This window comes from Vreelandella venusta (genome assembly GCF_015689495.1).
Lineage (GTDB): Bacteria > Pseudomonadota > Gammaproteobacteria > Pseudomonadales > Halomonadaceae > Vreelandella > Vreelandella venusta.
This window is the reverse complement of sequence record NZ_CP065135.1, coordinates 595798-616950: the sequence shown is the minus strand read 5'-3', so window position 1 is coordinate 616950 and position 21153 is coordinate 595798. Positions and strand designations below refer to the sequence as shown.

Annotated in this window: 19 protein-coding genes; 13 read left to right on the top strand and 6 right to left on the bottom strand. The window is 55.9% G+C overall.

Annotated features, from left to right (window positions below):
- Window positions 1-27: 27 nt before the first annotated feature.
- The 4 genes from IR195_RS02995 to IR195_RS02980 all read left to right on the top strand — a co-directional run bounded on the left by IR195_RS02995 (window position 28) and on the right by IR195_RS02980 (window position 7251).
- A complete protein-coding gene (locus tag IR195_RS02995; RefSeq protein WP_206048706.1) occupies window positions 28-1248 on the top strand; it encodes an MFS transporter in 1221 nt (406 codons plus the stop codon).
- 63 nt (window positions 1249-1311) lie between these two features.
- Window positions 1312-4275 (top strand): valine--tRNA ligase, encoded by a 2964-nt coding sequence (locus IR195_RS02990; protein WP_206048705.1) that lies wholly within the window; start codon window positions 1312-1314, stop codon window positions 4273-4275.
- Between the two features lie 116 nt (window positions 4276-4391).
- A complete protein-coding gene (locus IR195_RS02985) occupies window positions 4392-6143 on the top strand; it encodes a chloride channel protein (protein ID WP_241006786.1) in 1752 nt (583 codons plus the stop codon).
- Window positions 6133-7251, top strand: coding sequence for an ABC transporter substrate-binding protein (locus tag IR195_RS02980; protein WP_240645133.1), 1119 nt, complete (start codon window positions 6133-6135; stop codon window positions 7249-7251). Before IR195_RS02985 ends, IR195_RS02980 begins: the two co-directional genes overlap by 11 nt.
- Window positions 7252-7284: 33 nt before the next feature.
- Here the strand turns inward: IR195_RS02980 and IR195_RS02975 are convergent, their stop codons facing one another.
- The gene (locus tag IR195_RS02975) at window positions 7285-7635 is read right to left on the bottom strand and encodes a VOC family protein (protein WP_125745507.1); all 351 of its coding nucleotides are present in this window, start codon (window positions 7633-7635) and stop codon (window positions 7285-7287) included.
- Window positions 7636-7792: 157 nt separating this feature from the next.
- Between IR195_RS02975 and IR195_RS02970 the strand changes: the two genes are divergently transcribed.
- From IR195_RS02970 to IR195_RS02935, 8 genes are all read left to right on the top strand, one after another.
- Window positions 7793-8827: a phosphotransferase family protein gene (locus IR195_RS02970; protein WP_206048704.1), complete on the top strand. Its 1035-nt coding sequence runs from the start codon at window positions 7793-7795 to the stop codon at window positions 8825-8827.
- Between the two features lie 24 nt (window positions 8828-8851).
- On the top strand, window positions 8852-10069 hold the full coding sequence (locus IR195_RS02965; RefSeq protein ID WP_206048703.1) for an ABC transporter substrate-binding protein: 1218 nt from the start codon (window positions 8852-8854) through the stop codon (window positions 10067-10069).
- Window positions 10070-11752 (top strand): ABC transporter permease, encoded by a 1683-nt coding sequence (locus IR195_RS02960; RefSeq protein ID WP_206048702.1) that lies wholly within the window; start codon window positions 10070-10072, stop codon window positions 11750-11752.
- Window positions 11749-12384: an ATP-binding cassette domain-containing protein gene (locus tag IR195_RS02955; RefSeq protein ID WP_206048701.1), complete on the top strand. Its 636-nt coding sequence runs from the start codon at window positions 11749-11751 to the stop codon at window positions 12382-12384. The genes IR195_RS02960 and IR195_RS02955 overlap by 4 nt, the downstream gene beginning before the upstream one ends.
- Window positions 12385-12403: 19 nt before the next feature.
- On the top strand, window positions 12404-13078 hold the full coding sequence (locus IR195_RS02950) for a TIGR04283 family arsenosugar biosynthesis glycosyltransferase (protein ID WP_146944174.1): 675 nt from the start codon (window positions 12404-12406) through the stop codon (window positions 13076-13078).
- Window positions 13068-13700 (top strand): TIGR04282 family arsenosugar biosynthesis glycosyltransferase, encoded by a 633-nt coding sequence (locus IR195_RS02945; protein WP_206048700.1) that lies wholly within the window; start codon window positions 13068-13070, stop codon window positions 13698-13700. Before IR195_RS02950 ends, IR195_RS02945 begins: the two co-directional genes overlap by 11 nt.
- A gap of 76 nt (window positions 13701-13776) precedes the next feature.
- Window positions 13777-15918, top strand: a complete 2142-nt coding sequence (locus tag IR195_RS02940; RefSeq protein ID WP_206048699.1) for an FAD-dependent oxidoreductase — start codon at window positions 13777-13779, stop codon at window positions 15916-15918.
- A gap of 10 nt (window positions 15919-15928) precedes the next feature.
- A complete protein-coding gene (locus IR195_RS02935; protein ID WP_206048698.1) occupies window positions 15929-17107 on the top strand; it encodes an FAD-dependent oxidoreductase in 1179 nt (392 codons plus the stop codon).
- 25 nt (window positions 17108-17132) lie between these two features.
- Here the strand turns inward: IR195_RS02935 and IR195_RS02930 are convergent, their stop codons facing one another.
- The 3 genes from IR195_RS02930 to IR195_RS02920 are packed head-to-tail and all read right to left on the bottom strand — an operon-like array spanning window position 17133 to window position 18518.
- Window positions 17133-17564, bottom strand: coding sequence for an META domain-containing protein (locus IR195_RS02930; RefSeq protein WP_206049738.1), 432 nt, complete (start codon window positions 17562-17564; stop codon window positions 17133-17135).
- Between the two features lie 45 nt (window positions 17565-17609).
- Window positions 17610-18050 carry a lactoylglutathione lyase gene (gene gloA, locus IR195_RS02925; protein ID WP_125745487.1) on the bottom strand — a complete coding sequence of 147 codons (441 nt, stop codon included), beginning with the start codon at window positions 18048-18050 and terminating at the stop codon, window positions 17610-17612.
- Window positions 18051-18068: 18 nt separating this feature from the next.
- Window positions 18069-18518 carry a DUF411 domain-containing protein gene (locus IR195_RS02920; protein WP_125745485.1) on the bottom strand — a complete coding sequence of 150 codons (450 nt, stop codon included), beginning with the start codon at window positions 18516-18518 and terminating at the stop codon, window positions 18069-18071.
- A 76-nt stretch (window positions 18519-18594) separates the two neighbouring features.
- Between IR195_RS02920 and IR195_RS02915 the strand changes: the two genes are divergently transcribed.
- The gene (locus IR195_RS02915; RefSeq protein ID WP_125745483.1) at window positions 18595-19665 is read left to right on the top strand and encodes a metal-dependent hydrolase; all 1071 of its coding nucleotides are present in this window, start codon (window positions 18595-18597) and stop codon (window positions 19663-19665) included.
- A 30-nt stretch (window positions 19666-19695) separates the two neighbouring features.
- Here IR195_RS02915 and IR195_RS02910 read toward each other — a convergent pair whose 3' ends face one another.
- A complete protein-coding gene (locus tag IR195_RS02910; RefSeq protein WP_206048697.1) occupies window positions 19696-20436 on the bottom strand; it encodes an MliC family protein in 741 nt (246 codons plus the stop codon).
- Between the two features lie 125 nt (window positions 20437-20561).
- Window positions 20562-21074, bottom strand: a complete 513-nt coding sequence (locus IR195_RS02905; RefSeq protein WP_125745479.1) for a DUF3087 family protein — start codon at window positions 21072-21074, stop codon at window positions 20562-20564.
- Window positions 21075-21153 lie beyond the last annotated feature (79 nt).

The window sequence follows — 21153 nt, the reverse complement described above, 5'->3', positions numbered from 1 at the left end:
AACAATCATTCAGCGGAATAGTCACAAATGCGCTTTCCCACTCGGTTTGTTATCCCCCACTCTTCAGGCGCTTTTTTAGCGCGTGCCCCGTTGGCGGTGATTGTCATTGCCCAGCTGTTTGGCACTTCACTGTGGTTCAGCGTTAACGGCGTTGGGCTGGCGCTTCAACAGGCCGTTGGCTTGAGTGATAGCGACTTGGGGCTGCTCACCATTGCGGTGCAAGCAGGCTTTATCACCGGTACGTTGTTGATTGCTACCACCGGCCTTGCCGACCGCGTACGAGCCAGCCACTTGTTCGCTATCTCAGCGATAGCAGGCGCGCTGATTAATGCCGCGTTTATTGGTGTCGCCGAGAGCGTCAGTTTAGCGGTAGCAGCACGCTTTTTGGTCGGGCTGTGTCTTGCCGGTATTTATCCGCTCGGTATGAAATTGGTGGTGAGCTGGACACCCAACAACGCAGGCGCGGCGCTGGGCTGGTTGGTCGGCATGCTAACCCTGGGCATTGCTTCTCCGCATCTACTGCGCGGGTTAACGTTGCACTTGCCATGGCAGTGGCCACTGTTGCTGGCCTCTGCTCTGGCACTGCTTGCCGCACTAATGATTGTTAAACTCGGTGTGGGGCCACATCTGCCCGCCAAAGCCAGCGGCGGACGCCCCTGGGCGGGATTGGCTGCCTTCAAGCAAAAACACTTCCGCGCTGCGGCGCTGGGCTATTTTGGCCACTGCTGGGAGCTATACGCTCTGTGGGCGCTGGTGCCCTTTCTAGTTGCTAGAGAGCTGGAGCGCCTAAGCGCCGCGCAGGGCCTTCAGCCATGGCTAAGTTTTGCGGTGATTGCGTTGGGACTGCCTGGCTGCGTATGGGCTGGCCATTGGAGCCGCCGAGTGGGCAGTGCGCGAGTGGCCTTTGTGGCGCTGGCGACCTCCGGCACACTTTGTTTGCTCTATCCACTATTAGCCAGCACCTCACCCTGGCTACTGCTAGCTCTATTAGGGATCTGGGGCATTAGCGTGATTGCCGATTCCGCGCAGTTTTCCGCATTGGCGTCAGCTGCTGCCCCGCCTGAGCGTCTCGGTGCGGCGCTAGCCATGATGAACGCCATTGGTTTTGGCCTAACGATTCCTTCTATCGCCCTAGTCACTACCCTGTGGGCCAGCCAAGGTTCCTGGGTAATCTGGTGGCTGCTGCCTGGCCCAGTGCTTGGATTAATCGCCATGCGTGGTTTGCATGTTCGTGCCACACACCCCTGACGCCAGGGGGTCGTTCGCGGTATACTTGCTACCATTTTTTTGCAAGCCGTGAGCCGACTCCCCATGGAAAAGACCTACCAACCCGAACAGATCGAAACCCGCTGGTACGAACGCTGGGAAGCCGACAACCGCTTCGCCCCAACAGGCCGTGGTCAGCCGTTTTCGATCATGATTCCGCCGCCTAACGTGACCGGCAGCCTGCACATGGGCCACGCGTTCCAGGACACCATTATGGATACCCTGACACGCTGGAAGCGGATGCAGGGCAACAATACCCTATGGCAGGTAGGCACCGACCACGCCGGTATCGCCACCCAGATGCTGGTTGAGCGTAAAATTGCCGCGGAAGAAGGCAAGAGCCGCCATGACCTGGGCCGCGATGCGTTTATCGACAAGGTGTGGGAGTGGAAAGAAGAGTCTGGCGGTCACATCACTCGCCAGTTGCGCCGCATGGGCGCCAGCGTTGATTGGTCCCGCGAGCGCTTCACTATGGATGACGGCTTCTATAAAGCCGTGCAAGAAGTGTTCGTGCGCTTGCATGAAGAAAACCTGATCTACCGTGGCAAACGCCTGGTTAACTGGGACCCGAAATTCGAGACAGCGATTTCCGACCTAGAAGTAGAAAACAAAGAAATCGATGGCCATATGTGGCACTTCAAGTACCCATTGGCGGGTGGTGAAACATATGAATACATCGAAAAAGATGCTGACGGTAACATCCTCTTCAGCGAACGTCGGGACTACATCTCGATCGCCACCACCCGACCAGAAACGATGTTAGGCGACGGTGCTGTTGCGGTTAACCCCGCCGATGAACGCTATGCTTCGTTAATCGGCAAATTATGCGAAATCCCGGTAGGTCCAAAGGAGCATAGGCGCCTGATTCCTATTATCTCCGACGAATACCCCGATCCCGACTTTGGTTCGGGCGCGGTCAAAATTACCGGCGCTCATGACTTTAACGATTATGAAGTGGCAAAACGCAATGGCATCCCACTTTATAATCTAATGGATCGTAAAGCCCACATGCGCAGCGACGGCCTCTCCTACGAAGAGAGCGCTCGGTTAGCTGCACAGGCTGCTCAGGGAACAGATATCGGTAACGTGGACGATGTTAATCTGGTTCCCCACGAATTACGTGGACTGGATCGCCTTGAGGCCCGCCGCCAAGTGGTAGATGCCATCACGGCTGAAGGCTTAGCCGTGATGACAACCGATGCCGACGGTAATTCTGTCCCGCTTGTTGAAAACAAAAAACTTATGCAGCCTTTTGGCGACCGCTCTGGGGTCGTTATCGAGCCATTCCTTACCGACCAGTGGTTTGTAGCGGTAGAAGAACTGGCTAAGCCCGCCATTGAGGCAGTGGAAAACGGCGACATTCAGTTCGTGCCAAAAAACTACGAAAATATGTACTTCGCCTGGATGCGCAACCTCCAGGACTGGTGTATATCCCGACAGCTGTGGTGGGGCCATCGCATTCCTGCTTGGTATGACGCCGAAGGCAATGTGTACGTTGCCCGCAGCGAACAGGAAGCCCGTGAGAAGCACGGCTTAGCGGCAGAGGTGACACTCACCCAAGACGAAGACGTCCTCGACACTTGGTTCAGCTCGGGCCTATGGACGTTTGGTACGCTCGGCTGGCCGGAAAAAACCCCAGAGCTGGAAACCTTCCACCCTTCCAGCGTACTGGTAACCGGTTTTGACATTATCTTCTTCTGGGTCGCCCGGATGATCATGATGACCCTCAAGTTCACTGGCGAAATACCGTTTAAAACCGTCTACGTGCATGGTTTGGTACGCGACGGTCAGGGTCAGAAAATGTCCAAATCCAAGGGCAATGTACTGGATCCCATTGACCTAATTGACGGTATCAGTCTGGATGCGCTGCTGGAAAAGCGTACTGGCAATCTGATGCAGCCGAAACAGGCCAAGGCCATTGCCAAAGCGACCAAGGACGAGTTTAAAGACGGCATTGAAGCCCACGGTACCGATGCCCTGCGCTTTACGTTCCTTTCCCAGGCAACCACCGGGCGCGATATCAAGTTTGATATGAACCGTCTGGATGGCTATCGCAACTTCTGCAACAAGCTATGGAACGCTTCGCGCTATGTGCTAATGAATGCCGAAGGTGAAGATTGTGGCACAGAGGGCGGTGACGTTGAGCTTTCACTGGCCGACCGCTGGATTATTTCCCAACTGCAGAAAACTGAGGCCCAAGTTACCAAAGCGATGGACGAATACCGCTTCGACCACGCTTCTCAAGCGCTGTATGAGTTTGTCTGGAACGAGTACTGCGACTGGTACCTGGAACTTTCCAAACCGGTCTTGTGGGACGAAAATGCCAGTGAGGAAGCCAAACGTGGTACCCGCCGTACGCTGGTCCGCGTCCTGGAAACCATTCTACGCCTCGCTCACCCGATGATGCCTTACATCTCAGAAGAGATCTGGCAACGCGTTGCGCCACTGGCAGGCACCTTCGTCGGTGATGGCGCTTCTATCATGCTCCAAGCCTGGCCGGAAGCCGACGAAAGCAAAATCGACGAGCAGGCCACGCGCGATATCGAATGGCTGAAAGGCGTGATTATCGCGGTGCGTAACATCCGCGCCGAGATGAATATTGCTCCCGGCAAACCGCTGGATGTACTGCTCACCAAAGGCAAGCCCGAAGACGCGGAACGCTTGGAAAGCAACCGCCACTTCCTCGCTAAGCTGGCCAAGTTGGAAAGCGCCACCTGGCTAGCCAACCCAGACGACGCACCGCTCTGCGCAACGCAGTTAGTGGACGACATGGAAGTGCTGGTACCGATGGCAGATCTAATCGACAAAGACGCCGAACTCAAACGCTTGGCCAAAGAAATTGACAAGCAGGACAAGCTGATCGGCGGCATCGAGAAGAAGCTCGGCAACGAAGGCTTTATCGCCAAAGCCCCGGAAGCCGTGGTGGAAAAAGAGCGTGGCAAACTCGCTGAATTCCAAGCTGCCAAGCAGTTGCTGGAAGAGCAGCGCACGAAAATCTCTGCGCTATAAGCCATCTAGACCAGACAAAAACACCCGCTTAAAGCGGGTGTTTTTTTAGCCGTCAATCGACTGTTCGAGTTTGGCGCTTCCTTGCCCGCTGACCTGGTAGCGCCTATAACTTGACTATGGACTCATTCAGCACTGACAGCGTTTCGACTCGTCACCCCTTAGCGGTGTTGCGTTTCCTCGGTTTGGTAGTGTTGGGAAGCGGCGTTGGAGGAGTGGCGGCGTTGGCCGCCGTTGGCTTCGTTAATACGGTGGTATGGCTTAACGACCTACTGTTGATCTCCCCTCGGGGCCAGATGATGGCTGCGAACACCACCCTAGTGACACTGGCTACACTGCTAGTGCCAACCCTCGGGGGACTGCTCGTTGGTCAACTACATCGCAACCTACCCGAGAGCCGCCCTCATACTCCTGCCGACGTCATCGCTGCCGTCCAGACCCGCAGAGGCTGTCTACCCGCCAAGGCGGGTGCTCTCTCAGCATTAAGCGGTTTAGTGTCGTTAGGTGCGGGTGCCTCGGTCGGCCAGTACGGGCCCCTGGTTCACCTCGGCGCGACGCTGGGCTCTCTCATCACCCGCTTACTTCGCCTGGGACGCTCAGAGGACAATATCACGATCGCTTGCGGGGTAGCTGCCGCCATCGCAGCGGCCTTCAATGCCCCACTGGCAGGCATTGTCTTCGCCCACGAAGTGGTACTACGCCACTATGCCCTGCGCGCCTTCGCTCCAGTGGCTGCCGCCGCCATCGTCGGTTATGTGCTGGCCTCTCAGTTACTGGCTCAAGGAGCGCTGTTTCATATTACTGAACCGGCCATCCCAAAGCCCTGGGAGTTCGCCCTTTTTCTAGCTTTAGGTGGCCTAGGTGCCTTGGTGGCGGGGGCCTATATACATGCCATTCTCGCGATGGGGAAGCTGGCCAAGCGACTACCGCTGCCCACCAGTCTCCGCCCCGCTCTCGCCGGGGCGCTGCTTGGTCTGACCGCCCTTTGGGTACCCGATATCCTCGGCATGGGCCAGGAAACCCTACGCTTCGCCACCTTGCCTGGGGCCTACGGCGGCGGCGAGCTGCTGTTGGTGTTGCTACTCAAGCTGGCCGCTACCGCGTTGTGCTTAGGGCTAGGCTTCGCCGGCGGCGCTTTCAGCCCAGCACTGGTGATCGGCACTCTCTTTGGAGCTCTAGCCGGTACTCTGGTGGCAGAGCTTGGCGGCGGCCAAGAGACCTTCATCTTTTATGCGGTGTGCGGCATGGTGGCAGTAACCGCACCGGTACTTGGTGCCCCTCTCACCACGCTGCTGATTGTCTTCGAACTTACCGGTAGCTATGCCTTGACCACCGCCGCTCTAGCTAGCGTCACGCTAGCCAGCCCTCTGGCCGCCCAGCTGTTCGGCCGTTCATTATTCGATATTCAATTAGCCCGCCGTGGCTTGGATCTTTCCGCGGGCCGCAGTTGCGCGGTACTCCAAGAAGAGCGGTTGACCGAGCTGATTAGCCATGACGCCGTGACCCTACTCCCCGAGACCCCACTGACCACGGCTATCTCACGCCTTAGTCTAGCGGGGCGTAGCGAAGCTTACTTAGTGGATAATCAGGGGGTTTACCACGGTTGCGTGACCCTAGCGAGCCTGGAAGCCCTTCGCGAAGGCAGCGAGTCCCCAACCCTGGCCGACTGCCCTAAAGCTCCTCGCCCAGTGCTAGATCCTCAATCCTCCCTTTGGGAGGCAATGCATCAGCTTCAGAAAATCACCGGCGAGGCCATCGCAGTGGTGGATGAACAGCGGCGCTTCTTGGGAGTGGCCTATGAGTCGAGTATTGCTCAGGCTTTCTTACACCATAGCGACGCCTTACGTCGGGAGGAGCACGGTGCTGGCTAAACGATGGACCCTCGGACTTCTGGCTGGGCTACTCACCCTGGCCCCCTCCATCAGTGCGCAAGAACCCGACGCTTCCGCCTCGCTAACGGTACTGAGCTGGGGCGGTGCCTATGAGCACGCCCAGCGCCGCGCGCTCTTCACGCCCTTCACCGAGGCTCATGGTGTACCGGTGGCAGTAGCCCGCTATAACGGCGGCCTGACAGCACTGCGTCAAGCCGTGGCAGAGAACAACGTCCCCTGGGATGTGCTTGATATGACCCGTAGCGATGCCATGGCAGCCTGTGAGGAGGGCTTGCTGGAACCGCTTCCCCCTGAGCTGGCTGCCCCAGCGCCAGATGGTACTCCCGCAGCCCAAGACTTCCTGCCCGGCGCCCTGGGCCGCTGCTTTATCAGCCACTCAATCTTCGCCACCGTCGTGGCCTATCGCCGCGACGCCTTCCCGGGACGTCGCCCCACTCGCATTGCAGATCTCTTTGATCAACAGCGCTTCCCTGGGCCCCGAGCCCTTCAGCTCACCCCTGCGGCGAACTTAGAATGGGCACTGCTCTCCTACCGAGTTCCCCAGGAAGCGCTTTATCGCTTGCTGAGTACCCGCCGCGGTCTGGATCTAGCCTTCGCCCGGCTGCAAAGCATCGACAATATCCACTGGTGGGAAGCCGGTGATACTCCAGTGCGCCTATTGGAAGAGGGTCAGGTGGTCATGGCCTCCGGCTACAATGGGCGCTTCTTCGCTGCCATGGTAGAGCGCGACCTGCCCATAGAGATCCTCTGGGATGGCCAGTTTCAGGAACACGAAACCTGGGCGATCCCCCGCGGCGCTCCAAACGCTGAGGCGGCGCGAGACTTTATCCGCTTTGCCACCACCAGCGAACGTCAGGCGGAACTGGCTCGCTATATCCCCTATGGCCCAGCGCGTCGCTCTGCTGCCATGCAGGTCACCACCCACCGCGACAGCGGCCTGGACATGCGCTTGCATATTCCCACCCACCCCATCAACGCCCAAGGTGCAGTGGCCAAAGACGAGACATGGTATGCACGTACCCAGGAGCGCATCGAAGCGCTGTTTCGTGAGGCGCTATTTCATAAAACCCTGTCGACACAGCAATGAGCGTCGTGGCAATAAATGGGCGCCCCAGTGTGGTTATTCATGTTGTAAAACATTGATAAGCTTTCCAAATGGGTCACGCACATAAAATCGGCGGACACCCCAAGGCTCGCTTACCGGCCCGTACTCAATCTCAATCTTTGCCGACTTCACTCTCGCCAAGGCAGTCTCTAAGCTATCAACCTCTATCGATAGATCTGGCACTGGCGTAGCTGAGCCACCTTCCGATGCCACACTTAACTGAGCGGTCATTTTCTCGCCCGAGCTATAGGTTCTTATCCAGCCATGATCCATCACGAGCGTGAGACCAAAGATAGTCGCATAGAACTTCTCAGCGTCTTCAAGATGCGTGGCGGCAATGTTAGAGACAATACGCTTTACAATCACCTTACCTCCTACCCACCAGCTCCATGGGATAAGGAATGCTCACCCTATCCCCCTTTTCTCCTTATCTTTCATCTCTTTTTATGCGTAACCATGTAAGGTTAGTACAAGAATAGCCACTAACAGGCATTGCTAAACATACACCAACACGGATGACGCTATGCCAACACCTTTAGCGGCGCGTTTGCAGGCACTGGAAAACACGCTGCAACAGGCGAAGATTGCCTATCAATCGCTTGCGCCGATGGCAGACACTGGGCTTGCCCACGATCATGTGTGGGTGCATCGCGATGGCGGAGATTGGGTCGCACGGCTGCCCAAGCAGAGCCAAATGAATTTGGCTCCTGCCGATAATTTGGCCTATGAAGCCGCCTGCTACGAGCGCGCCAGCCAGGGTGGCCAAGTGCCCCGCCTGCATGGCATCTTGCCCGTGAGCAAAGCCCTGCCACGTGGCGGGCTGCTGGTCGATGCCATTGAGGGTCGTCTGGCGCAGCTACCGCAGGATTTACCACGTATCGCAGAGCCCCTGGCAAGCCTACACCGCTTGCCGCTACCTGAGCATCCCGAACCACTTCTAGCGCCTATCGACTCCTGGCAGGCCATGTGTGAGGAAGTTAGCCGCCAAGCCGAGTGGCTGGAAAAAGCCGCCTTAGAGCCTAATGTTATTGCCCGTGTGCGTGATGAACTGGCGGCTCTGCCAACCGCACTGCCCGATGCCGAGCGCTGTTTGATTAGCTTTGATACCCACCCCGGCAACTTTTTGATAACTGAAGAGGGGAACGCTGTGCTGGTGGACTTAGAGAAGTGCCGCTACGGTCTACCGGGGATCGATCTAGCCCATACCTCGCTTTACACCTCGACCACTTGGGACGTTAACAGCCAGGCAGTGCTTACTGTGGAAGAGGTTGTAGCCTTTTATCAGCACTGGCAGACGTGTATGGATAAATCACCCAGCGCGGAAACGCTGGTTGCCTGCCGACGTGCCACTTGGCTGTGGTCATTAACATGGTGTGCCAAGTGGCGCGCCCAGCATTTGCAACGTAAAGATACCGAGCACCGCGGCCAGGACTGGTCAGCAGAGCTCACCGATGCTGACGTCATTGCCCATGTCCGCGACCGGGTCGAGCACTATTTATCACTGCCGATTATTGAGCATGTCCATAATGAACTTCTCCATCTAAAAGCATCTCTATAACCAACTGATTTTACAAGGTGTACGATGAAACCACGCACCACTCTAACGACCGCTGTCGCCACTACCATGTTGTCACTGGCGCTGCCCGCCATGGCTGCTCCAGATCCCACTAATTGGGATGCCGTACTGCAAGCTGCCGAAGGTCAAACCGTTTACTGGAACGCCTGGGGCGGTGACAGTCGCACCAACCGCTATATCGCTTGGGTGTCCGAACAAATGCAGTCCACCTATGGCGTCGATGTAGAGCATGTAAAGTTAGATGACACAGGTAGCGCCGTTGCTCGTGTACTGGGTGAAAAGCAGGCTGGTAACGTGGATGATGGCCGCATCGACCTGATCTGGATTAACGGCGAAAACTTCGCTGCCATGCGCGAACAAGACCTCTTATTTGGCCCCTTTGCCGAATCTCTGCCTAACTTCGCCTTGATTCACCCAGACGAGAACTCAGAAGTGGTGACCGACTTCACGCTGCCGACTGAAGGCTATGAGTCTCCTTGGGGAAAAGCACAAATCACCTTCTACTACGACAGCGCTCAAACTGAAACACCGCCGCAAAGTATTGCGGATTTGCTGGAGTGGGCCAAAGACAATCCTGGCCAATTCAGCTATCCACGTATTCCCGATTTCACCGGTAGCACCTTTTTAAAACAGGCGTTAATTGAATTATCTAATCAAGATGACGCCCTTTATGCGCCAGTGGTTGAAGCGGAGTTTGCGGAGATCACCGCGCCATTGTGGGATTATCTGGATGAGTTACACCCACACCTGTGGCGCAGCGGCCGCAGTTTCCCGGAATCGGGCCCTAACCTGCGCGCATTGATGAGCGATGGCGAGCTCAGCTTAGCCTTCTCCTTCTACCCGACAGATGCCGCCGTCGCGGTGATGGAGTATGAGCTCCCAGAGAGTGTGCGCAGCTATGTGCTGGAAGACGGCACCCTAGGAAACGTTCACTTTGTCGCTATTCCCTTTAACTCTCCCCATAAAGCAGGCGCGATGGCGCTGGCCAACTTCCTGCTCTCACCTGAAGCCCAAGCCCAAAAGCAGTTGCTTAGTATGTGGGGCGATCGTACCGTATTGGCAATCAGTCGGTTAGATGAAAACGCCAAGGCGCTCTTCGAACAAGGGGAAAGTCATCCATCTGCGCTGCCTGCCGATGCACTTTCCAATACCCTGGCCGAACCTCATCCCAGTTGGATGACGGCGCTACAGGATGCGTGGCTTCAGCGTTATGGCGTTAATTAATTGATCCTGCGGCTAGCCCCTATACTGCTTATTGCGCTTTTGGTTATTCCAGTAAGTGCAGGGCTTGGCATGGTGTTGTTGCCAGCCTTTGGCTATTTACCGGTGCTCGGGGGAAACACGTTTCACCTGGAAGCTTGGCAAACCTTATGGGCGCACGCTGGCCTCCAGCGTTCCGTACTGCTGAGCTACTTTAGCGGTCTGATCACCGCCTTGGTGGCCCTGTTCATCGTGGTGCTGTTTCTGGCGGCTAGCCAAGGCACTTTGCTTGACCGAGCCATTCGGCGCATGGTCTCACCGCTACTGGCCATTCCCCATGCAGCCGTGGCCTTTGGCTTAGCCTTTCTGATTGCGCCCTCTGGGTTGCTGGTGCGCTGGGCCTCCCCTGGGCTTACTGGGTGGGAGCGCCCGCCTGACCTGCTGATCGTCAACGACCCGCTAGGGCTGGCGCTAATGGCGGGGTTGATACTCAAAGAAGTGCCCTTTTTGCTATTGATGAGTCTAGCTGCGCTACCTCAGCTGCGTCCTGAACAACGTGTCACTGCTGCACGCTCGCTGGGCTACGCACCTAGCATTGCTTGGCTGAAATGCGTTTTCCCTGCACTTTACCCACTGATTCGCTTGCCGGTTTATGCCGTGATTGCCTACGCCACTTCGGTGGTGGATATGGCGTTGATTCTTGGCCCCACCCTGCCACCAACGTTGAGCGTTTCGGTGCTCACTTGGTTTAATGACCCCGATTTAAACCGTCGCTTTATGGCGTCTGCCGGTGCCGTACTGCAGTTAGGCGTTACCCTGGCGGCACTACTGACTTGGTGGCTTGGTGAACAAGGGGTCAAACGTCTCTGCCAACGTTGGTTAGCCAACGGTTCGCGGACATCTGGGGCAACGGCGATTGCGTTTGGCGGCCGTGCGTTGCTGCTATCAGTCACTTTGCTAGCGATCAGTGCGCTGGCCGGTTTGGCACTGTTTTCGGTGGCGGGCTTTTGGCGTTTTCCGGATGCGCTGCCGGGTACGTTCACGCTGGATCATTGGCTGCGTATTCTACCCAGCGTGGCAACACCGTTGATCAATACCTTGAGTGTGGGGCTGGCCGCGACGCTTATCGCCGCGGTACTGGTCGTGGCCACATTGGAGCATGCTGCGCGTTATCAGCTGCCTGCATGGCGTGCTCAATGGCTACTTTATTTACCGCTCATTGTGCCGCAAGTGGCCTTTTTGTTCGGCTTAGTAGTGGCCGCTGAAAGCGTTGCCATACGGCCTCAGCACGCGTTAGTGGTAGCCGGCCATCTGCTGTTTGTGGTGCCGTATCTCTATTTATCGTTGTCAGAAGCCTACCGGCGGCTGGACCCACGCTGGGCACAAGTGGCACTGTCACTAGGAGTACCGCCCTGGCGTGCTTTTTGGCAAGTACGTCTGCCACTGTTACTGGCCCCATTATTCACTGCTTGCGCAGTCAGCTTAGCCGTCAGTATCGGCCAGTATTTGCCAACACTGCTGCTGGGAGGTGGTCGCATCTCCACCATCACTACCGAAGCCGTTGCCATGGCATCTGGTGGCAATCGCAGGCTAGTGGCGGTATTGGCACTACTGCAGACGCTGCTGCCCTTTATTGGCTTTAGTCTGGCACTTATGATCCCCCGCCTTGTGTGGGCAAAACGCCGCCAAATGCGAGGAGCTGCATGACACCCAACCGTCAAACCTTGCACATCAAACAGGTGACTATCACGCTAGCAGGCGAGGCACTGCTGGCAATGCACTGTGACATAGCGCCAGGCGAAGTAGTAACTGTCATGGGCCCGTCAGGCTCTGGAAAGTCTACGTTACTGGCCTATCTGGCAGGCTTCTTGTCGCCGGCCTTTCAGGCTCAAGGTGCACTCTATCTGGGCGAGAAACGCTTAGACACCCTGCCCGCCGAACAGCGTGGCATTGGTCTGCTGTTTCAGGACCCGATGTTGTTTCCCCATTTAAGCGTGGCGGGGAATTTGCGCTTTGGCCTGCCACACCATGCCAACAACAAACGCCAACAGGTCGCCCAAGCGCTGGAACAGGTGGGGTTGGCAGGTTTTGAAAATCGCGACCCGGCAACCCTTTCCGGCGGCCAGCAAGCTCGGGTGGCGCTGATGCGCTTGCTGCTTTCACGGCCTCGCGCGGTGCTGCTGGATGAGCCGTTCTCCAAGCTGGACACCACGCTTCGTCAGGAAATGCGTGCGCTAGTGTTCGCCCAGCTTCGCGAAGCTGGCTTACCCACCCTGCTGGTTACTCATGATGAAGCGGATGCCAATGCCGCCGGAGGGCCAATCATTGCCCTTGGTTAACCCTGGCGTGGAATCGCCTATGCTTAGCATTGTGATACCAGTGCTGAATGAGTCTGCAGGGATTACAGAGGCGCTAGCTGCGCTTCAGCCACTGCGAGAGACCGGCACAGAAATCATTGTGGTCGATGGAGGCAGTACCGATGACAGCGTGGCGTTAGCCTCTCCGCTAGCGGATACGCTACTGACGAGTGCCCCTGGTCGGGCACAGCAGATGAACCTGGGCGCAGAACACGCGCGCTCAGCAGCGCTGCTATTTTTACATGCTGACACTCGGCTTCCCGAAGAGGCAAACAAGCTGATCTGCCAAGCGCTGAACACGAATTGCTGGGGGCGGTTTGATATTCACCTTGAGGGAAAAAGCCGCTGGTTGCCGCTCGTTAGCTTGCTGATGAATCTACGCTCACGGCTGAGCGGCGTCGCCACTGGCGACCAAGGCATGTTCCTTCGCCGCGCTACTTTTGAAGCGGTCGGCGGCTTTCCTGCACAACCGCTAATGGAAGATATCGAGTTAAGTAAGCGGCTGAAGGCAGTTTCTCGCCCCACCTGCCTACGTAGCAAAGTGATAAGTTCAGGCAGGCGCTGGGATCAGTTCGGTGCCTGGAAAACGATTTGCCTGATGTGGCGGCTACGTTACCGCTACTGGCGCGGCGTCAGCGCCACTCAACTGGCCAAGGAGTATCGCAATGCCCGTTAAGTCACCTGTGCAACCCCATTTACATCTGCTGGCCAAAGCGCCACTGGCTGGGCAGGCGAAAACGCGCTTAATTCCTTGCCTGGGACCAGAAGGTGCCGCGCAAGCTCATGCCACCATGGTTCGCCACTGCGTCGCCACTGCCTGCCAAGCACTGGGATCGCAATACGTCACGCTATGGACCTCCTTGGAGCATCAGCACCCGTTGTTTGTAGAGCTGCAGTCTCACTACGGCATATCGCTCGCCACCCAACGGCAGGGCGATGTAGGAATGCGCGTCCGGCACGCACTGAATAGCACGCAAGGTCCGTCGATGGTGATGGGGACTGATTGCCCTAGCATCACCGTTGCCATGCTTAAGCAGTGCAGTGCAGCACTTCAAAACGTGCCAGTGGTGATTTTACCTGCCGAAGACGGCGGCTATGGGTTGATCGGCACTCATGACGATCACCCTAGCCTATTTGAGGACATTCCTTGGGGTACCGAGCAAGTGCTTCAGGTCACTCGTCAGCGGCTTGCTGCACTGACGTTAGAGGCCATATTTCCCGATACCATGTGGGATATTGACCGCCCAGAAGACTGGCAGCGCTGGCAACAAACGCTGGAGCGCGCAAACAGTCTGTAAGGATTACGCTCATTGCGTCACTGTTACTAAACGAATGTTCTGCTGCTAACACTACCTCGCCCCAACGGAGCCTGCCATGAACCGTCAGCGCCTGATGATTATCACCCTGCTGCTACTGGCCGTGCTTGGCTTTTATGTGAGCGGTGCCCATACGTTTTTCACCCTGGAAACCCTGCAAACCTATCGCAGCGACTTCCAAGCCGCCTTCCAGCAATCCCCTTGGCAAGTTGCGGGCATTTTCTTTGCGCTGTATGTGGTCATGACGACACTATCGCTACCCGGCGCGACACTCCTCACACTGCTGGGTGGCGCGCTGTTTGGCCTCGGCTGGGGGCTGTTAATTATCTCCTTTGCCAGCACCATCGGCGCAACGCTGGCCTTTTTACTCTCGCGGTTCCTGTTTCGACAGCCGATTGAAAAGCGTTTTCCTCGCCAGTTCAATACGCTCAATCGTGGCGTTGATAAAGACGGCGCTTTTTATCTTTTCACCCTTCGCTTAGTACCGATATTCCCTTTCTTTATGATCAATTTGGTGATGGGCCTAACGCGGCTTAAAACAGTCACCTTTTATTGGGTAAGTCAGCTGGGCATGCTGCCCGGCACGGTGGTTTACGTGAATGCAGGCGGCCAGCTGGGTGAACTTGAAAGCCTGGGCGGAATTATTTCCCCAGGGCTTTTGGCCTCGTTTGCGCTACTGGCAGTATTCCCTTGGATAGCCCGCCGTCTTGCGCTACTGGTGCAAAAGCGCAATGCCTATCGTGGTTTTAAGCGCCCATCCCGCTTTGATTACGACATTGTGGTCATCGGCGGCGGCTCAGCAGGTCTGGTCACTAGCTACATCGGTAGCGCTGTCAAAGCTAAAGTAGCGTTGGTAGAAAAGCACAAAATGGGCGGCGACTGCCTGAATACCGGTTGCGTCCCTTCAAAGGCGCTAATTCGTGCCGCCCGTGCTGCTCACGACATGCGTACAGCACACCGCTTTGGCGTTAACGCTGGCGAGCCGGATATTGATTTTGCCAAGGTGATGGGGCACGTACACCAAGCTATTACGGACATTGAACCCCACGATAGTGTCGAGCGTTACACCAAACTGGGCGTTGAGGTGTATCAGGAACATGCCACCCTGACATCTCCTTGGGAAGTTAAGATCGGTGATAAAACCCTGACCGCCCGCCATATTGTGCTGGCCACTGGCGCACGTCCCCGTGTGCCTTCGCTTCCCGGCATCGAGCATGCCCCACTGCTCACCTCAGAAAACCTGTGGTCACTCACGGAACTGCCTAAACGCCTAGTCATACTCGGCGGCGGGGCAATTGGCTGCGAGCTCAGCCAAAGCTTTGCCCGCCTAGGCAGTCAGGTCACCTTGGTGGAAGGTATTCCGCAGCTGCTAGGCCGAGAAGACCAAGACGTAGGCGAACACGTGGAGCGCACGCTCATCCAGGAAGGCGTTAATGTAATGACCAGCGCCAACGCCTTGGAAGTCCGCCAAGATGGCTCAGCATATCAACTCGCGGTTGAGCACAATGGTCAGCGCATCACTATCGAATTTGATTATTTGCTCGTCAGCGTTGGCCGCCAAGCCAATGTTGAAGGGTTGGGGCTGGAAGCGCTGGGAATCACTACCACCAACACTGGCACGCTGGAACTCAACGAGCGTCTGCAAACTCGGCTGCCCAACATTTGGGCCTGCGGCGACCTAGCAGGCCCCTACCAACTCACGCATGCCGCTGCCCATCAGGCGTGGCACGCAGCCGTCAATGCATTGTTTGGTGAGTTAAAAAGCTTCGCTGTAGACTATCGCTTTATGCCTGCGGTCACCTATATTCAGCCCGAAGTAGCGCGAGTCGGGCTCAACGAAAAAGAGGCCATCGCTAAGGGCGTGGCGTTTGAAGTTACCCGCTATGCCATGAGTGAAAGCGACCGCGCTATTGCCGAAGGCGCTACCGACGGGTTTATCAAAGTGCTTACTGTGCCCGGTAAAGACAAAATCCTTGGCGCGACCATCGTGGCTGAAAACGCCGGAGAATGGTTAGGAGAGTTCACCATCGCCATGAAGTATGGCCTGGGGCTTAACAAGCTATTGGGCACCATTCATCCCTACCCCACGCTTGGCGAAGCTGCCAAGGCCACCGCTGGCGTGTGGAAAAAAGCCCACAAGCCCGAGCGTATTCTCACCCTATTGGAGCGTTATTTCCGCTGGCGGCGTGGTGCGGAATAATGATGTCCCCATGAAAAATCTCGTGCTGATTGGCGCAGGCCATGCCCATGCCTTCGTGCTGGAAGCCTTTGCTCAGCACCCAGATCCGTCAATCGCTATCACCGTGGTTAGCGACAGTGCGCTATCAGCCTATTCTGGCAGCGTGCCAGCGTGGCTAGCAGGAGAATGCACGCTACGCGAAACACAAATTGATGTAGCGGCGCTCTCTCACAGGGCAGGTGCTCGCTTAATCACTTCGCCTGCAGTGGCTCTCGACCCCACTAAGCGCCAGCTAGCGCTAGCGAACGGTGAGGCGATCCATTTCGATGTAGCCTCATTTAACGTGGGCTCCACGTTAAGATTGCCTGAACAACCGTTTCTCGAAAAACATGGCAAACAAACCCCCTATTTGTTGGCGATGCGACCGCTCAGTTCACTGCACCACCGCTGGCAAGCGCTGAGAGAGAAAGTTGACCAGTGTCCACAGGGGTCTACACAGCGGGTAGTAAGCGTAGGCGGTGGCGCGGCAGGTTGTGAGACCTTAATGAGTGTGCTGGCGCAGCTGCGCCAACAACGTTCAGACATTACTTGGCAGGGCACGCTAGTCAGCGCATCAACAACACTGCTACCCGACGTAGGTCGGCTGCCCCGCTGGTTAACCCAACGCGCTCTGCGTCGAGCAGGCGTTACGGTGCTACACGGTGTGCGCGGCCAGGCGCTAATAGCGGGTGGCGTCTACACCTCTGAAGGCGAACTGATTGACGCGGATATCGTGCTGTGGGCTACCGGCGCCGTTGGCCAGTCTTGGCTGCAAGACACCGCTCTGCCGCTGAATAAGCGGGGATTCATCCAGGTGAATAAGACACTTGAGGTAGCCGACCAGCCAGGACTGTTCGCTGCTGGAGACTGTGCAGCGTTCAATCAATCACTGCACTCTTCTCCACGGTCCTCTTTTCCACTACCCAAGGCCGGAGTTTACGCCGTGCGCCAGGGGCCAGTGCTGGCGGAGAACCTGCGCGCCGCCTGCCACAATGGACCGCTGATTAACTGGAAGCCACCAAAACGGGTACTGGCTCTAATTGGCACTGGCGATGGCCATGCGATTGCCAGCCGAGGTGCCATCGGCTTCTCCGGCCGCTGGGTATGGGAATGGAAAAAGCGGATTGATGCGCGCTTTATTGCCCGCTTCAACCCGCCTTTTAAGCACTAGATCACTGCGATCGGATGCTAACGGCTTAGTTAGCTTCGCGCCAGCCGCCTAATACGCGGCTATCTGGTCCAAAAAACACCAGCCGATCATGGTCGATGAGGTAGCGATAGGCCGTATCGAGCATATCGGTTACTCGCTTGGCATCTTCCATATTGGGGCAAGCCATACGTGTCGAGGCGAGCTGGCTAAACTCAATACGCTGGTTTTCTCCCAGACTTACACTGCCGGTAAATCGGTTACAACCATCCGAACCGCTCACGCTGCCGTCGCGTCCAATTTGAAAGAAGGGTGTATTGGGTAACGATACCCGCTCATCGGTACCTACTAGCAGTAAATTCCAACGCTGATCGACCATCGGGCCTGACAGCGACACGTTTTCCGGCGCTGTCGTACTCTCTTGCTCTGGTGTACTGCTACACGCACTGATTAATAGTGCGCTAGCGACACCGGCTAGCATTGCTCCAAATTTGACCGTCACTGTCTCATGCTCCTTATTGACAAATTACCAGCTTCCACTGTTTTCCATTGACGCCCATGGCTCCTGAGGGGGCAACGCATCACCTTTTTGCAGTAGCTCGACAGAAATGCCGTCGGGCGACTTCACGAACGCCATATGCCCATCCCGCGGCGGGCGGTTAATGGTCACGCCATTATCTTGAAGTTTTTTGCATAGCGCATAAATATCGTCAACGCGATAGGCTAAATGCCCGAAGTTTCGCCCGCCTGACACTTCTTCTGGATCCCAGTTATAGGTCAACTCAAGCTCTGGTGCCGTTAACCGCTCTGAGCGCGCTTCATCTTCCGGCGCAGCGAGAAAGACCAGCGTAAAACGGCCCTTCTCATTTTCTTTGCGACGCACTTCTTTCAACCCTAAAAGGTCGCAGTAAAAACTCAGCGATGCATCTAAGTCGCTTACCCTTACCATAGTGTGCAAAAACTGCATGTCACTCTCCCTCCATTATTACTGGGTATATTCGCTAAAGATAGCGGGCATGCTGTCGTTGCTGGTCCAGCTGAGAACGGCGTAATCATCAACCCGGCCAGTTTCCATGCCCGGAGAGCCATGCGGCATACCTGGCACTGTTAACCCGATAACGTTTGGCTGCTCTTCTAACAGCCGCTTAATATCTGCAGCGGGTACATGGCCTTCTATCACGTAACCATCAACGATGGCTGTGTGGCAAGATGCTAGCTCTGCAGGAACGTTATTGGCTACTTTGACTGACCGGAGGTCGCCGTCACGGTGATGGTTCACAGCAAACCCAGCGTCTTCAAGGTGGCTCACCCATGCACCACAGCAGCCACAGTTAGGATCGCTGTGCACATCGACCGTAGGCATTGCCAAAGCACTTAGCGAATAGGCAGCTAGAAAGCTGCCCACCAGACTTTTAATTAGATGATTTCGTGACATTTAAAAACCCTCTTCATAGCTATATAAAATAATACCCAGCTTACTTGGATTACGGGGCTACCCCAAGGAGACATACGTGGATTCAGTCACACAAGCTGCCCTTGGGGCCGCCATAGGTGGTGCAATATTAGGTAAACGATTGGGTCGCAAAGCCATACTGATGGGTGCCCTGCTCGGTACGCTGCCCGACCTAGATGTGATGCTTGATTACGGCGATGCCGTGGCCAATGTGACCGAGCACCGCGGTTTTAGCCACTCCCTATTTGTGCTGACTGGCTTAGCCACGATAGTGGCGCTGCTGTGCCACCGCTTCATACCTGTTCGTGATATCAGCCTGAGTAGGTGGTGGTGTTTTTTCGTTCTCTGTCTGACAACCCACCCGGTACTTGATTCATTTACCACTTACGGCACTCAGCTGTTCTGGCCACTGGATATGCCTCCCGTAGCGTGGCCTATCGTGTTTATTATCGACCCGTTTTATACCTTACCGCTGTTGATTGCGTTAACCATCGCTATTGCCGCCAAAAAAGTACCTAGGGCCTGTACGATCGGATTAGCCGTATCCAGCATGTATTTACTACTGGCAGCAGGCGCAAAATGGAGCGTTGAACAACGCTTAGCCCCTGTACTGGCGGACGCAGGTTTACAGTCAGCGCCGCTACTAACTCAAGCGACGCCATTTAATATTGCCCTGTGGCGCGCAACGGTTATTGACGGAGATCGCTATTTTGAGAGTCTGATCAGCGTATTTGACGATCAGGATGCGCCAACGCTTGAAGCTATAAAGCGCAACGTCGCATTAGAGGAAAGCGTGCTAGCAAGCCCACTTGGCCAACGGCTGACCTGGTTTACTGGCCCTTTTTTGCGCTATGACACGCTGTTGATTGATGGTCAGGAAACGTTAATCGCCACCGATATTCGCCTTGGCTTTCCAGGCTTTCATCCGTTCACTTTTACCCTGGCAACATGGCAAGGCGGCTCTTGGCAGCCTAGCGACATAAGCAAGCAACTAGACATCTCCCAAGAGCCCGGACTAGAAATACTTTCAAGGCTCGCTGCCAGGGCTATGGGTGATAATACCTCACTGTGTGCCAGCGACTTTATTGAAGCTCAATGGCGTGCCGAGCCTTCGCTTTACCGTTGCTGACACATCAGTGGACTCAAAAGACCGTACCAACTAAGGAGCGATGCCCTGACCACAGCCTTTGTACTGCTGCCCGCCGATTGTCAGCGTGACTCGAGCGGGATACGGCTGGCCTTTCATATCATCAAAACAGGCTCCCGACTCAATGCGTACGCGGAAAAACTCCTCGGCGTTGGCATTCTCAATCACCACTCTGCCCGCCTCATTGTCCATGACGCTTACCATATAGGGCATGGTTTGCGTCTCGCTGCCATAGCCGGTTGTCCAAGTCATCACCGGAGCATCATGGGCTAGCTCAATCGTCCAGCCCGGCTCATTGCCACGCCCTAGAAACATCACGCCAGGGTGGTCAGCGCGGGTCGCTGCGACTCGGCGCTGCCCCTGTTGGCATTGCAACTGACCACGCGGTGTTTCAACCTGCGCTTGATCGCCTCGATTCCAGAAGCTGATCTCACCATCTTGATAACGCGCACCGCTTGCCACAATCGCTTGCGGTAAGCGCCAGGCACCATGTAGTGACCAAAGACGCAGGTTATCGTCGTTCACCGCGGTGACCAAGTTTTGGTTGGCGGGCTGACACTCCCAAGCATCAAAATGAGCGGCACTGCCTGGAAACAGTGCAGCAGGCAGCAGCGGTGCACTACTGTGTACGGTTGTTTTAGACACTCCAGTCGCAGAATCAGCAGGCGTTGTCCCAGTATTTGCACAGCCTGCCAATGCCACCGTGGCCGTTAGCGCAATCAAACCAGTTAACCGATTAGATGAGTAAATCATGCATTCTGCTCCCTGTTGTCATCACTGTTGTTACCGCTATCACTATTGTGACCGCTACTGATTTCATGCCTTTTATCATCGTAGGCACTGTCAATGGCGTCTACTTAACGTTCGGCGTCGCTCTGCTAGCGGCGCTTAAATGCTTTCAGGTCCTGCGGGTCAAAACTGTCAACCTGGGCTGGCAACCCCAGCTCTTCACGCTTTAACTTTATCTGCATTTTCTCAGCTAGGCGTTCAGAATCATCATCGGTAGTACGACCGTTAAGTTCCGCGAGCTGCGTCATGCCTTGATGGTAAAACGTCACAATATCCAACGCTATACGATTATCTTCCTCCACGCCGCGGCGCAGTGGTTGCAGGTAGCCACTAATCTGAGAAAGGTGGTTTTTGAGCTGCCATACGTAGCGCATTTCAGCCATCCATGGGCGATCTTTGAGCACCGCAAACAATGCGCTGGTGGCCAACAAACCAAGGAAGACCCCCAATCCATTGAGCCATAAGGTACTGCCAAAAGCGGAAGTTAGCAGCATTGAGAACAGTAACCCAAAGACAATTAATTGCCCTGCCATGGCAATACTGATCATTCGCGCCTTGCGCTGGTAACTACTGGGATTATGCTGCTCAAGGGTGAAAACCATGGCCAACCTCATCATAAAAAGTTGCCTCTTATGATACGGGGCTGGCCAGGGCAAACAAGAGATTATCAAGCTGCAGGGA

Bases quoted from the DNA above. Each gene is read 5' to 3' on its own strand.
- IR195_RS02995 (WP_206048706.1), top strand. From the start codon at position 28: ATGCGCTTTCCCACTCGGTTTGTTATCCCCCACTCTTCAGGCGCTTTT.
- IR195_RS02990 (WP_206048705.1), top strand. From the start codon at position 1,312: ATGGAAAAGACCTACCAACCCGAACAGATCGAAACCCGCTGGTACGAA.
- IR195_RS02985 (WP_241006786.1), top strand. From the start codon at position 4,392: ATGGACTCATTCAGCACTGACAGCGTTTCGACTCGTCACCCCTTAGCG.
- IR195_RS02970 (WP_206048704.1), top strand. From the start codon at position 7,793: ATGCCAACACCTTTAGCGGCGCGTTTGCAGGCACTGGAAAACACGCTG.
- IR195_RS02965 (WP_206048703.1), top strand. From the start codon at position 8,852: ATGAAACCACGCACCACTCTAACGACCGCTGTCGCCACTACCATGTTG.
- IR195_RS02955 (WP_206048701.1), top strand. From the start codon at position 11,749: ATGACACCCAACCGTCAAACCTTGCACATCAAACAGGTGACTATCACG.
- IR195_RS02950 (WP_146944174.1), top strand. From the start codon at position 12,404: ATGCTTAGCATTGTGATACCAGTGCTGAATGAGTCTGCAGGGATTACA.
- IR195_RS02945 (WP_206048700.1), top strand. From the start codon at position 13,068: ATGCCCGTTAAGTCACCTGTGCAACCCCATTTACATCTGCTGGCCAAA.
- IR195_RS02940 (WP_206048699.1), top strand. From the start codon at position 13,777: ATGAACCGTCAGCGCCTGATGATTATCACCCTGCTGCTACTGGCCGTG.
- IR195_RS02935 (WP_206048698.1), top strand. From the start codon at position 15,929: ATGAAAAATCTCGTGCTGATTGGCGCAGGCCATGCCCATGCCTTCGTG.
- IR195_RS02930 (WP_206049738.1), bottom strand. From the start codon at position 17,564: ATGCTAGCCGGTGTCGCTAGCGCACTATTAATCAGTGCGTGTAGCAGT.
- gloA (WP_125745487.1), bottom strand. From the start codon at position 18,050: ATGCAGTTTTTGCACACTATGGTAAGGGTAAGCGACTTAGATGCATCG.
- IR195_RS02920 (WP_125745485.1), bottom strand. From the start codon at position 18,518: ATGTCACGAAATCATCTAATTAAAAGTCTGGTGGGCAGCTTTCTAGCT.
- IR195_RS02910 (WP_206048697.1), bottom strand. From the start codon at position 20,436: ATGATTTACTCATCTAATCGGTTAACTGGTTTGATTGCGCTAACGGCC.
- IR195_RS02905 (WP_125745479.1), bottom strand. From the start codon at position 21,074: ATGGTTTTCACCCTTGAGCAGCATAATCCCAGTAGTTACCAGCGCAAG.